Genomic DNA, 12,157 nt, shown 5'->3' on the forward strand with positions numbered 1-12,157 from the left:
CGCTCAGTTGTCTGCGGTCTCGACGGCGGCGTCGGCGTACTCGACGGTCGTGCCGCGGTGGCGACAGTCTTCGAGCGCGTGTTTGGCCGCGAAGCCGGCCTCGTGAGCGTTCGACGCCGCGCCGACGCCGACTTTGAGTTCCACGTCCGCCTCGGCCTCGACGTGGTCGATGGCGTCGCGGTACTGGTCTTCTGTGAGGTCGGGCGTGACCGAGATGATGTTGTCGCCGCCGACGAAGAACGACAGCGCGCCGTGTTCCTCGCGCAGGTGGCGCATGAGCGACGCGTAGCCCTGTTCGATGTGGATGAACGTGTCGAACTCGTTGAGGCGGTCGGTGTACTTGCCCGTCGCGTCGTTCACGTCGAAGTGCGCGATTTGGAGGTCGGTTCCCGTGCGGTCGGCGTCCGCGAGGGTCTCCCCGGAGAGCACTTCGCGGCGGTCGCCGTCCTGTGCGCTCCCGACTCGCTGGATGCGGTCGGTGGCGCGTTCGAGCGCGACTGCGGGCGACCGGTCGACGCCGATGCCGAGACTGAGCGTCACGGGATAGCGGTTCGCGATAGACTCCTGCAGCAGTTCGTGGTCGTCGCGGTCGAGACCGTTCGTGACCGCGACCATGTTGTCGAATCGGGTGAAAAACGCGTACCCGTCGCGAGAGCCGACGAACTGGGCCAAGTCGGCGAAGAGCCGCGACTGGAGCGTCTGGAGGTCCATCTCCCGCCGCGGGTCCGGAGTGACCGTCCACGGCCCGTAGTTGTCGATTTGGACGAGTGTCAGCTGCGTATTCGTCACGGTAGACGAGTAGGGCGTCGCGCATATTGGTCTTTGGTTCTGTGACGGTCCCGCCGCAACCCCGAGTCGCTCAGCCGCCCGACTCCCGGATCGTCCGGCTGGCGACCACGTCGAGGACCGCCCACGTCGCCAGCCACACGCCGACCGACAGGAGGGCGATAGCCGTCGTCGACAGAAGCGGGCCGACGACGGAGACCGTGGCCACGATGGAGTACGTCAGAAACACCGCGACCATCGCGGTCACCAGCCCGTAGACACCGATGGGGCTGTTGCCGGTCGCCGGGCCGCGAAGCCACCCGGTCAATCGCTTCGAAGAGACATCCATGCGACGACATATGTCACCAACGAACATAATGGTTCTCTCGGGCGAACGTTCAACAGCCCCGGCTCCCTACCGAGGACGATGGACTACCGAGGTGTCGTGTTCGACGTCGACGGGACCGTCGTCCGCGGTGACGAAGCGATTCCGGGCGCGCTCGACGGGCTCGCCGCCGTCGACGCCGCCGGACTCGACCGACTGTTCGTCTCGAACAACCCGACGAAAGCGCCCGTCGCCTACGAGGCGCGGCTCCGCCGAGCCGGCATCGAGGCGACCGCCGACGAGGTCGTCACCTCCGGCACGACGACGACGGCGTACCTCGCCGACCGGCATCCCGGTGCGCGAACGTTCGCCATCGGCGAGGCGGGCTTCCGCGACCAACTCCGCGACGCAGGCCTCGAACTCGTCGGTCCCGAGGACGACCCCGAGGTCGTCGTCGTCGCCATCGACCGCGAGTTCCACTACGACGACCTCCGCGACGCCAACCGCGCGCTCCGGGCCGGGGCCGCCTTCTACGGCACCGACCCCGACGTCATCATCCCGACCGCCGACGGCGACATCCCCGGGTCGGGCGCGATTATCAACGCCGTCGCGGGCGTCGCCGAGCGCGACCCCGACGCGATTCTCGGCAAGCCCTCGAAGGTCGCCCAGGAGGACGTCCTCGACAGACTCGGCCTGCCTCCCGAGGAGGTGCTCATCGTCGGTGACCGCCTCGATACCGACATCGCGTTCGGCCTCGACGCGGGCATGGGCACCGCGCTCGTCCGAACCGGCGTGACCGACGACGCGGCTCTCGCGGCCAGCGAGTACGAACCCGACCACGTCCTCGACGGCCTCGGCGAGGTCGGGCGTCTCGTCTCGGAGTAGCACGGTTCGCCCACGAGAGCAGTCGAGCATCGAGTTCCGCGTCGTCGCCGGTCCTGCCTACACAATCATTATCGTTCTGACGCGACAACTACTGACTGGGTGATGCCCATGTCCGGAAAGAAGATTCTGCTCCTCGCCGGCGACTTCGTCGAGGACTACGAGATTATGGTACCGTTCCAGGCGCTCCAGATGGTGGGGCACGAGGTCCACGCGGTGTGTCCCGAAAAGGAGGACGGCGACCGGTGTAAGACCGCCGTCCACGACTTCCGCGGCGACCAGACGTATCTGGAGACCCGCGGCCACGACTTCGCGCTGAACGCGACGTTCGCGGACATCGACCCCGCGGACTACGACGCGCTCGTCGTCCCCGGCGGCCGCGCGCCGGAGTATCTCCGCGGCTACGACGAGGTGCTCGACGCCGTCCGGCACTTCTTCGACGAGGGCAAGCCGGTCGCCGCAATCTGCCACGGCCCGCAGATTCTCGCCGCCGCGGGCGTCCTCGACGGCTACGAGATGACCGCCTACCCCGCCGTCCGCGCGGAAGTCGAGCGCGCGGGCTGCTCGTGGGTCGACGAAGTGACCGTCGACGGCAACCTCGTTACCGGCCAAGCGTGGCCGGACCACCCCGAGTGGCTGGCGGCGTTCCTCGACGTGCTCGGCACCGAAATCAGCCACGAACCGGCCGCAGCGGCCGCAGACGACTGATTCGTCGAGCCGCTCACACGATATCGCGTGTGAGAATGTCTGACAAAGATTTTTATTAGGGGCGACGAAGGGAGAGGTATGGAAGAGCCGAACAGCCCGTACTTCCGCGAACAGGTCGACGACGTCGTCGAATCGGACCCCCAAGACCGCGAGGTTATCATCGTGGAAGGCGAGGCGATGAGTCTTCGAAGCTATAAGAAACGCCGCGACTGACCCGGCGGGGCGTCTCGGAACCCGAATCCGAGCCTGCGGCGACACTCGTCGCTGGCGGCGTCGGTTTCTGCGAAAAGAATGAGTACGTGTCGGCGCAGCCGCGAGCGACGCTTAGAACGCGTCGCCGACGACGGTCACGTCGGCCTGCAACTCGTCGCGGAGCGCGTCGTGGACGTGGCAGATGTCCTCGGCGAGTTCCGTGATTTCAGCGAACTCGTCGTCCGAGAGGTCGGACTCCACGTAGACGTCGAAGCTGATGCGTTCGAGGTCGTCGCCGTCGTCGAGGTCGGCGTCGGCGTCGATCTGGACCTTACCGAGGTCGTCGAAGCCCGTCTTCTGCCCGCCGACGCGGAAGGCGGGGAGGAAACAGGAGGCGTACGTCGCGACGAGCGCGGCGTTCGGGTTCGGACCCGTCTCGTCGGTGGCGTCGATTTGGAGGTCGAAGTCGCCGACCTGGCTCGTGCATGCGAAACCGTCCTCGCTGACAGTAGAGGTCTGGATGTCGGACATTCACTCCGAAGAAAGAAGCGACCGACCCTAAAAGTTCCTCAATAGGACAACGGTGTGCACAAGCGCCCACCCCAAACGGGTCGCCGCCGACCGAGCGGGGTTATTCGAGCGTGAACGACTCGTCGCCGTCGAGCGCGTGGACCTCGGCGTGACTGCCGGCGGCCTTGACCTCGCGCTCGAAGTCGCGCACGTCGATTTCGATGGCCGGGAACGTGTTGTAGTGCATCGGGAAGGCGTGGTCGACGCCGAGCCAATCGGCGGCGACAGCGCCCTGCCACGGCCCCATCGTGAAGTGGTCACCCACCGGGAGCGCCGCCGCGTCGGGCTCGAAGTACGCGCCGAAAATCTCGCGCATGTCGGTCATGAGGCCCGTGTCGCCGGCGTGGTAGAACGTCGTGGAGTCGGCGTCGGACTCCTGTGTCGGCACCGCGTCGCTAATCATGTAGCCGCCCGGCATCCCGGCCACGTGCTCGTAGCCGGTGTTGATGCCGTTCGTGTGGTCGGCGCGGACCATCGTGACGAACGCGTCGCCGAGTTCGACCGTCCCGCCGATGTTCATCCCGATGGTGTCGTCGACGCCCATCTCGGCTTCGACGTAGCCGGTGAGTTCGGGCGTGCCGACGACCGTCGCGCCGTCGAACTCGCCTGCGTGGGCGATGTGGTCCGCGTGCCCGTGAGTGAGAAGCACGTAGTCCGGCGTCTCCACGTCGCTCGGGTCGAGAGACGTGGCGGGGTTGTCGAAAAACGGGTCGATGAGAAGCGAGGTGTCTCCGACCGTGACGTACCACGTCGAGTGACCGTGCCAGGTGAGTTCCATAGCACTCGGTTGTTACAGGCGAAATACACAAAAAGCTATTCGCAGGGGGTGGTGTGACCGCTTTTCGGCGGTGCCGCTCGTCGGGCTCTCTCGGCGTCGTTCGACGGCACAGCCCCGGCGCTCTCGCGTCGAGTTCGACAGCAGAATCGGCCGCCCGAGTCCACTCGAACGAACTGTCCGGGACGGCCGATACACGTCCGTCATCCCACGGCCACAAAAGCGATGAGAATCGTGCAACACTGTCCCGCGTCACCGGGCGACTCGCGCGATGTAAAAGCCTATCACGCCACCCGCCGACGCGTGGGGCATGCATCACGTCCGATTCCGCGACCCCGCGGGCGCGGTTCGAACCGGCGAGTGGCACGGCGATTCGGTCTCCTTCGGCGGCGAGCGCTACGACCTCGACGAGGTCGACGTGCTCCCCCCGTGCGAGCCGTCAAAAATCGTCTGCATCGGCCGCAACTACGCCAAGCACGCCGAGGAGCGCGACGAGGAGGTCCCCGACCGTCCGCTTCTGTTCCTCAAGCCGCCGAACGCGGTCGCCGGCCACGGCGACACCGTGACGCTCCCCGCGGGCAAGGAAGACGTCGAACACGAGGCCGAGCTCGCGGTGGTCATCGGGGAGCAGTGCCGGAACGTCGCGCCCGAGGACGCCGCGGAGGTCATCGCGGGCTACACCGTCATGAACGACGTGTCCAACCGCGACGACCAAGACATCGAGACGAACTGGGTCCGCGGGAAGGCGTTCGACGGCTCGGCCCCGCTCGGGCCGGTTCTCGCTGACCCCGACCACCTCCCCGACGACGCGAGCATCTCGCTTCGCGTGAACGGCGAGACGCGACAGGACTCAAGCATCGAACACCTCATCTTCTCGATTCCCGACCTCGTCGCCGAAATCACGACCTACATGACGCTCGAAGCCGGCGACGTCATCTCGACCGGAACGCCCGAGGGCGTCGGCCCGCTGGCAGACGGCGACACCGTCGAAGTCGAAGTCGAGGGCGTCGGCGTCCTCGAACACCGAGTCCGACAGGCCTGAGCGCGACCGACACCCCGTTTTTTCGTCACCGAGTCGCAATCCGACCGTATGCGAGTCCCTCGGTTGACACTCGTCGGCATTGCGATTCTCGCACTGAGCGCCGTCGCCGGCGTCGCCCTCCTTCCCGCGCTCCCATCCTCGGTCGCGATTCACTTCGGCGTCGGCGGCGACCCCGACTCCTTCGTCGCCGCCCCGCTGGGCGTGCTTCTCGTTCCGGCAATCGGCGTCGGCGCGCTTCTCATCACCCGTCTCGCGGACGCCTCGGGCATCGGAACCGGCGCGCCGCCCGTCTTCGACGCGATACTGGCGACGTTTCTCGCGTACGTGCAGGCGCTCGTCCTCGCGTACAACCTCGGCGCGCGGTTCAACATGGTCGTCGCGGTCGTTCCCGCCGTCGTCACGTTCGGCGTCGTCGCCGTCGTCCTCGACCGCGCGGGCTGAGAAGGCAAGCCCTAAGATTAGGCTGGCCTAATTCCCGCCGAATGCGACTGACGCGACGGGACGCGCTGGCCGTGCTCGCCGGTCTCGGCGTCACCGGCGGGGCCGTGTCGCTGACCCGGTTCGACCCGCCGACCGCCGAGTCGACCGATGAGAGGGGCGATTCGTCCGGAGAGGACGGCGCGGACGGCGACGACGCCCCGCCGACCGCGGTGCGCGAGACGATGGTCGCCGCGGGCGAGGTGGTCTTTCCGAGCGCGGCCGAGGGCGTCTCGGAGTTCGTCGAGACCTACGTCGTCGGCCGCGCGAGAGACGACGCGCGCCGGGATGCGATGGTCGACGCCGCGACCGAGTTAGACGACGTGGCCCGCGACTGGGAGGGCGCGGCCTTCGCCGACCTCCCGGCGGGCGACCGCGACCGCCTCCTGCGCGAACTCGGCGTCGACACCGCCGACCCGGTTCAGGATGGGACGCTCTCCGAGCGCCTCCGGTTTCACGTCGTGAACGAACTGTTGTACGCCTTCTACGCCTCACCGACCGGCGGCCGTCTCGTCGGCATCGAAAACCCCATCGGCCACCCCGGCGGGACCGAAAGCTACCGGCGGGCGACGATGGACGCCCCCGGCGAACTGCCCGACTCGGGCGGTGAGCACGATGGATAGGTCACCCGTCTCAGACGCCGACGTGTGCGTCGTCGGTGCCGGGCCCGCCGGCGGTATCGTGGCTCACCGACTCGCCGAGTCGGGGGCGTCGGTCGTCGTCCTCGAAGCCGGGCCGCGGTTCGACGGCGACAGGCGGGAACAGCTGGAACAGCACATCCGCCCCGGCCTCGGCGGCCCGTGGGAGATGGGCGGCCCGCGGGACGCGTTTTCCTCCTCCGGCGACTCGTTTTACCCGCTGAACACCGCCCGCGTGAAGGGCGTCGGCGGGTCGACGCTCCACTGGCAGGGGATGGTGATGCGCCTCCACGAGCGCGATTTCGAACTCGACTCCAGACACGGCGTCGGGGCCGACTGGCCCATCGGCTACGGCGACCTCCGGCCGTACTACGCCGCCGCGGAGCGCGAGTTGGGCGTCGCCGGCGCGGCCGACAACCCCTACGCGCCGCCGCGGGAGGAGCCCCACCCCCTTCCCGCCTTCCGGCCGTCGCACTCCGACTCTATCTTCGCTGCGGCCTGCGAGCGCCTCGGCATCGACATGCACTCGGTGGGCAACGCCCGCAACTCCGAACCCTACGACGGCCGGTCGTCCTGCGTCGGCTACGGGACGTGCAAGCCGGTCTGTCCCTCCGGCGCGAAGTACACCGCCGAGTCACACGTCGAGAAGGCCGAAGCCGCGGGCGCGCGGGTCATCGACCGGGCGCGAGTCCGGCGACTCGACCACGACGAGACGGGCGAGCGCGTCGTCGCCGCCGCCTACACGACGCCCGACGGCGAGACCCACAGACAGGAAGCGACCCAGTTCGTCCTCGCCTGCGGCGGCGTCGAGAACGTCCGACTGCTCCTGCTCTCCGACTCCGACCGCTACCCCGACGGCCTCGCCAACTCCTCGGGGGCGGTCGGTCGGTACTTCATGGACCACCTGTTCGCCGGGGCGGGCGGCCGCCTCGACCGCCCCACGCGACAGAATCACGTCGGCTTCAACACCAGCGAGTGCCACCAGTTCTACGACGACGCCGAGCCGGTCAACGGCCTCAAACTGGAGTTTCTCAACTACGCCGGCCCGTCGCCGGTCATCGAGGCCCTCCACGCCGACACGTGGGGCGACGACCTGCGCGACCAGTTGGACGAGAGCTACGGCACGCACATCTCGATGGGCGCGCTGGTCGAACAGCTCCCCCGCGAGGACAACTACGTCGGCCTCGACCGGGAGACGACCGACGACCTCGGCGATCCCGTCCCCGAGATACACTGGTCGGTCGACGAGCAGACGGAGGCCGCGCTCTCGCGGGCCAACGAGATTCAGACGCGCGTGCTGGACGAACTCGGCGTCGAGGACCGCTGGACCGTCGGCCCCGACGAGACCGGCCCCGCGTACCACCACATGGGGACGACGCGGATGGGCGACGACCCCGACGAGAGCGTCGTCGACGCCGAGTGCCGCGCGCACGACCTCGACAACCTCTGGATTTCGGGGTCGAGCGTCTTCCCGACCGGCGGCGCGATGAACCCGACGCTCACCATCGCGGCGCTCTCCGTGCGACTCGCCGAGTCGCTTCGGGCGGCGCTCGGCTGACGGCCGTCGGTGTCGCGTCCCCAACCCGACTCCCCTACCGCCACGTCCGACCCGGAGTACGCACGCTTAAGAACCGCGACCCGCATTTTCCGACCATGCAACCACGGGACCTCTCCGCGCACGCTCCCTACGTACCCGGCCGCGGGACAGAGGAGGTCGCCCGCGAACTCGGAATGGACCCCGAGGACCTGACGAAACTCTCCTCGAACGAGAACCCCCACGGCCCGAGTCCGAAGGCGGTCGCCGCCATCGAAGACGCCGCGCCGACCGTGAGCGTCTACCCGAAGACCGCCCACACGGACCTGACCGAACGCCTCGCCGACAAGTGGGGCCTCGCACCCGAACAGGTGTGGGTGTCTCCCGGCGCGGACGGCTCTATCGACTACCTGACCCGCGCGGTGCTCGAACCGGACGACCGGATTCTCGAACCCGCGCCCGGCTTTTCGTACTACTCGATGAGCGCCCGCTACCACCACGGCGACGCCGTCCAGTACGAGGTGTCGAAGGACGACGACTTCGAACAGACCGCCGACCTCGTCCTCGACGCCTACGACGGCGAGCGCATGGTCTACCTCACGACGCCGCACAACCCCACCGGTTCCGTGCTCCCGCGGGAGGAACTCGTCGAACTGGCCGAGTCGGTCGAAGAGCACACGCTCCTCGTCGTCGACGAGGCCTACGGCGAGTTCGCCGAGGAGCCGTCGGCCATCGACCTCTTGTCGGAGTACGACAACGTCGCGGTCCTGCGGACGTTCTCGAAGGCGTACGGGCTGGCCGGTCTCCGCATCGGCTACGCCTGCGTGCCCGAGGCGTGGGCCGACGCCTACGCCCGCGTGAACACGCCGTTCGCCGCCAGCGAGGTCGCCTGCCGCGCCGCGCTCGCCGCGCTCGACGACGAGGAACACGTCGAGAAATCCGTCGAGTCGGCCCGGTGGTCCCGCGACTATCTCCGCGAACACCTCGACGCGCCGACGTGGGAAAGCGAGGGCAACTTCGTCCTCGTCGAGGTCGGCGACGCCACGGCCGTCACCGAGGCCGCCCAGCGCGAGGGCGTCATCGTCCGCGACTGCGGGAGCTTCGGCCTGCCGGAGTGCATCCGCGTCTCCTGCGGCACGGAAACCCAGACCAAGCGCGCCGTGGACGTGCTCAACCGCATCGTCTCGGAGGTGCCGACGGCGTGAGAGTCGTCGTCACCGGCACGCCCGGCACCGGAAAGACCACGGCGACGGAGCGCGTCGCCGCCGACCTCGACCTCGACGTGGTCCACCTCAACCGACTCGTGAAAGACGAGGGTCTCTGGACCGAGCGCGACGACGAGCGCGACACGCTCGTCGTGGACCTCGACGCCGCCCGCGACGAGCTCGGCGACTGGGACGGCATCGTCGAGAGCCACCTCGCACACCACTTCGAGGCCGACCGCGTGGTCGTGCTTCGCTGTCGGCCCGACATACTCGAACAGCGTCTCCTCGACCGCGGCGAGGCCGAGGCGAAGGCGCGCGAGAACCGCGAGTCCGAGGCGCTGGACGTGATTCTCGGCGAGGCCGTCGAGTTCCACGGCGAGGAGTCGGTGTACGAAATCGACACGACCGAGCGCGACCCCGACGCCGTCGCCGACGATATCGCGGCGGTTATCGCGGGCGAGAGAGCGCCCTCGGCGGGAACCGTCGACTTCATCGACTACCTATGACGCTCGACCAGTACCGCGACACCGCCGACAAGCTGCTCGCCCCGTTCGTCTCCGTCGCCGACGCGGTCGGTCTCTCACCGAACGGCGTGAGCGTCGTCGCCTTCGGGTTCGCCGTCGCCGCCGGCGTCGCCTTCGGCCTCGCCGACCCGCTTTGGTACGGCCTCGGCGCGGTGTTCGTCTTCTGTAACGGCTGGCTCGACCTCGTGGACGGCGCGCTCGCCCGCGAGCAGGGCGTCTCCTCGAAGGCCGGCGACCTGCTCGACCACGTGCTGGACCGCTACGCCGACATCGTCGTCCTCGTCGGCCTCGCCGCCGGCATCGACTCGTTCGCGCTGGGCCTCGCGGCCGTCACGGGCGTCCTCATGACCTCCTACCTCGGCACGCAGATTCAGGCGGTCGGCCTCGGGCGCGCCTACGGCGGCCTCGTCGGGCGCGCCGACCGACTGGCGCTCATGGGCTTCGTCGGCCTCGCGTCCGCCGTCTACCCCGACGCCGTCGGCGGGCTGACGCTCGCCGGCTGGCTCCTCGTGTTCTTCGCCGTCGTCGGCCACCTCACCGCGGTCCAGCGCTTCTGGGGCGCGTGGGGCGACCTGACCTGACCTTCCCCACCCCGTCAAACTTCGACTCAGCCAACCACGCCCCACGCTCGAATCGACTCGGTTCGGCGCGGGGCGACGCGACCCCGAGCCGACACCGTCGCCGCGGCGCGCTCTTTCGGTCCGCTCTAGCATCCGTTTCGCTCCCGTAACCAGGTGGGACCGCCCCGCGTCGGGTGTGGATGTTGCCCGCTAAACCAGATTTATATGATTGAGATTATCACCAGTTACCGTCCTCAAATGATTCTGAATTATACTACACACCGTCTGTATCGGGGACGATACCGGCGTTCGATTCGGTTATCTTCAGTTTTGAATCTGGAGCGTGTTCGGCCGTGACGCGCTCGCACGACGGCGTTCTCGACGTGGGGTGCGGCCCGAGACGCGCCGGCGGGGCCGATACCGCCCGCGACGGCGCGGCACAGTCCGTCGAGTTCGTGACCGAACCGGCGGGCGTCTCGGTGGCGACTCGCCGGCCCCGAACGCGGGACCGACCGCCGTACGCGACGCTCAGCGACTGATGTTCGTCGTCGACGCGGCGGGAACCGTAATCCACGCGAGCGACGAGTTCGCGGCGCAGCTCGGCGCGGACGCCGCGGCGCTCCGTGGGCGACCGCTTTCCGACTTCGTCGGCGACGGGGACTGGCCGGACGTTCGCGGGACGCTCGACGCCGTGCGAAGGGCGAGCGGGTGGGAGAGCCGTCGGTGCCGCTGTCGGCTCTCGGCGGGTGACGACGGGCCGGCGGTCGGGGACGCGCCGGCCGAAATCGACATCGAACTCGAGTTCGCCCCGTACCGCGGCGGCGACGGCGGTGGTTATGGGGACGGGGACGGCGACCGCTTCGACTCCGACTCCGACGCGAACCGGGTCGTCGGCGCGGTCTGCCGAGAGCCGTCCGAACCGACGACCGCGCGGCTGCACACCGAGCGCGACCGCTTCGACCACCTGTTCGACCTCATCGACGACGCGGTCATCGAGTTCGAAATCGTCGGCATCGAGCCGGTCGTTCGGGCGGTCAACCCGGGGTTCGAGACCGTCTTCGGCTACGACGCCGACGAGGTGCGCGGCGAGTCGCTCAACGACTTCATCGTCCCGCCGGACGCCGACGACGAGGCGGTCGACTTCGACCAGCGGACGGCCGACGGGAAGGCAAACCACGCCGTCGTCACCCGGCAGACCGCGTGGGGTAGACGCGAGTTCCTCTACCGCGGCATCCCGTACAGTCGCGGCGACGGGAAGCAGTACGGCTTTTCCATCTACTCCGACATCACCAGCCAGCGCCGGGCCAGAGAGCACTTACAGGTGCTCCAGCGCGTCCTCCGGCACAACCTCAGAAACGAGATGAACGTCGTCCTCGGGATGGCCGAGGAGATACGCGAAGCGACGGCCGACTCCCACGTCGACCACGCGGCCGCGCGAATCGCCGCGCACACGGAGACGCTCCTCCGAGTCAGCGAGAAGGCCCGGACCGCCGCGGCGGTCCTCGACGACCAGCGTCCCGACGAGGTGGTCGACGCGACCGAGACGGTCCGCGCCGTCGTCGAACCGCGGCGGACTCGGTTCCCCGCCGCGAGTTTCGACCTCGACCTCCCGCCGTCGCTCCCGGTGTCGGTCGGGCCGAAACTCGCGCAGGCGCTCGCCAACGTCGTGGAGAACGCGCTCGAACACACGCCCGAGGACGTGACGGTCCGCATCGAGGCGAAGCGCTGCGAGAACGACGCGACGCTCCGCGTCAGCGACGACGGCGACGGTATCCCCGAAATCGAGTGGGCGGCCGTCTTCGGTGACGAGGACATCACGCAACTCAGCCACGGCTCCGGGCTGGGGCTGTGGGTCGTCAAGTGGGTGGTCGAATCCGCGGGCGGCCGCGTCGACTACGACCGACGCGACGGGTGGAGCACCGTCCAACTGACGCTCCCGCTGGCGGACGGGAGTCGGTAG

16 protein-coding genes are annotated in these 12,157 nt (G+C 68.6%); 12 read left to right on the forward strand and 4 right to left on the reverse strand.

The genetic code is table 11. The features are described from left to right. Positions 1-3 precede the first annotated feature (3 nt). Together DEQ67_RS06500 and DEQ67_RS06505 are read right to left on the reverse strand one after the other, a co-directional pair. The gene (locus DEQ67_RS06500) at positions 4-789 is read right to left on the reverse strand and encodes a GTP cyclohydrolase III (protein ID WP_115891277.1); all 786 of its coding nucleotides are present in this window, start codon (positions 787-789) and stop codon (positions 4-6) included. A 70-nt stretch (positions 790-859) separates the two neighbouring features. Next, positions 860-1,114 carry a hypothetical protein gene (locus DEQ67_RS06505; RefSeq protein WP_115802495.1) on the reverse strand — a complete coding sequence of 85 codons (255 nt, stop codon included), beginning with the start codon at positions 1,112-1,114 and terminating at the stop codon, positions 860-862. Positions 1,115-1,192: 78 nt separating this feature from the next. Between DEQ67_RS06505 and DEQ67_RS06510 the strand changes: the two genes are divergently transcribed. From DEQ67_RS06510 to DEQ67_RS06520, 3 genes are all read left to right on the forward strand, one after another. Then, a complete protein-coding gene (locus tag DEQ67_RS06510) occupies positions 1,193-1,975 on the forward strand; it encodes an HAD-IIA family hydrolase (protein WP_115860008.1) in 783 nt (260 codons plus the stop codon). 108 nt (positions 1,976-2,083) lie between these two features. Further along, positions 2,084-2,680: a DJ-1/PfpI family protein gene (locus DEQ67_RS06515; RefSeq protein WP_004063616.1), complete on the forward strand. Its 597-nt coding sequence runs from the start codon at positions 2,084-2,086 to the stop codon at positions 2,678-2,680. A 78-nt stretch (positions 2,681-2,758) separates the two neighbouring features. After that, positions 2,759-2,893: a hypothetical protein gene (locus DEQ67_RS06520; protein ID WP_004043651.1), complete on the forward strand. Its 135-nt coding sequence runs from the start codon at positions 2,759-2,761 to the stop codon at positions 2,891-2,893. Between the two features lie 111 nt (positions 2,894-3,004). On the opposite strand, the gene DEQ67_RS06525 is transcribed toward DEQ67_RS06520, so the two are convergent. Then, on the reverse strand, positions 3,005-3,403 hold the full coding sequence (locus DEQ67_RS06525) for an OsmC family protein (protein WP_004063615.1): 399 nt from the start codon (positions 3,401-3,403) through the stop codon (positions 3,005-3,007). Positions 3,404-3,503: 100 nt separating this feature from the next. Continuing rightward, on the reverse strand, positions 3,504-4,220 hold the full coding sequence (locus DEQ67_RS06530) for a metal-dependent hydrolase (RefSeq protein ID WP_115891276.1): 717 nt from the start codon (positions 4,218-4,220) through the stop codon (positions 3,504-3,506). Positions 4,221-4,527: 307 nt separating this feature from the next. Here DEQ67_RS06530 and DEQ67_RS06535 point away from each other — a divergent pair, with 307 nt between their 5' ends. The 9 genes from DEQ67_RS06535 to DEQ67_RS06575 all read left to right on the forward strand — a co-directional run bounded on the left by DEQ67_RS06535 (position 4,528) and on the right by DEQ67_RS06575 (position 12,157). Further along, complete coding sequence (locus DEQ67_RS06535; RefSeq protein ID WP_115802499.1) at positions 4,528-5,259, forward strand: fumarylacetoacetate hydrolase family protein; 732 nt, start codon at positions 4,528-4,530, stop codon at positions 5,257-5,259. 48 nt (positions 5,260-5,307) lie between these two features. Further along, the gene (locus tag DEQ67_RS06540; RefSeq protein ID WP_004043647.1) at positions 5,308-5,700 is read left to right on the forward strand and encodes a DUF1648 domain-containing protein; all 393 of its coding nucleotides are present in this window, start codon (positions 5,308-5,310) and stop codon (positions 5,698-5,700) included. 41 nt (positions 5,701-5,741) lie between these two features. Next, on the forward strand, positions 5,742-6,359 hold the full coding sequence (locus DEQ67_RS06545; RefSeq protein WP_004043646.1) for a gluconate 2-dehydrogenase subunit 3 family protein: 618 nt from the start codon (positions 5,742-5,744) through the stop codon (positions 6,357-6,359). Further along, positions 6,352-7,932, forward strand: a complete 1,581-nt coding sequence (locus DEQ67_RS06550; protein WP_115860006.1) for a GMC family oxidoreductase — start codon at positions 6,352-6,354, stop codon at positions 7,930-7,932. The genes DEQ67_RS06545 and DEQ67_RS06550 overlap by 8 nt, the downstream gene beginning before the upstream one ends. Before the next feature lie 95 nt (positions 7,933-8,027). Next, positions 8,028-9,113: a histidinol-phosphate transaminase gene (hisC, locus tag DEQ67_RS06555; protein WP_115802501.1), complete on the forward strand. Its 1,086-nt coding sequence runs from the start codon at positions 8,028-8,030 to the stop codon at positions 9,111-9,113. Further along, positions 9,110-9,619 carry an adenylate kinase family protein gene (locus tag DEQ67_RS06560; protein ID WP_115860004.1) on the forward strand — a complete coding sequence of 170 codons (510 nt, stop codon included), beginning with the start codon at positions 9,110-9,112 and terminating at the stop codon, positions 9,617-9,619. The genes hisC and DEQ67_RS06560 overlap by 4 nt, the downstream gene beginning before the upstream one ends. After that, complete coding sequence (locus DEQ67_RS06565) at positions 9,616-10,218, forward strand: CDP-alcohol phosphatidyltransferase family protein (RefSeq protein ID WP_115891275.1); 603 nt, start codon at positions 9,616-9,618, stop codon at positions 10,216-10,218. Before DEQ67_RS06560 ends, DEQ67_RS06565 begins: the two co-directional genes overlap by 4 nt. A 332-nt stretch (positions 10,219-10,550) precedes the next feature. Then, positions 10,551-10,736, forward strand: a complete 186-nt coding sequence (locus tag DEQ67_RS06570) for a hypothetical protein (RefSeq protein WP_115891274.1) — start codon at positions 10,551-10,553, stop codon at positions 10,734-10,736. Continuing rightward, entirely contained in the window at positions 10,736-12,157 is a 1,422-nt protein-coding gene (locus DEQ67_RS06575) for a sensor histidine kinase (RefSeq protein ID WP_115891273.1), read from the forward strand. The genes DEQ67_RS06570 and DEQ67_RS06575 overlap by 1 nt, the downstream gene beginning before the upstream one ends.

It is taken from the genome of Haloferax sp. Atlit-48N, assembly GCF_003383015.2.
GTDB classification, from domain to species: Archaea; Halobacteriota; Halobacteria; order Halobacteriales; family Haloferacaceae; genus Haloferax; species Haloferax volcanii.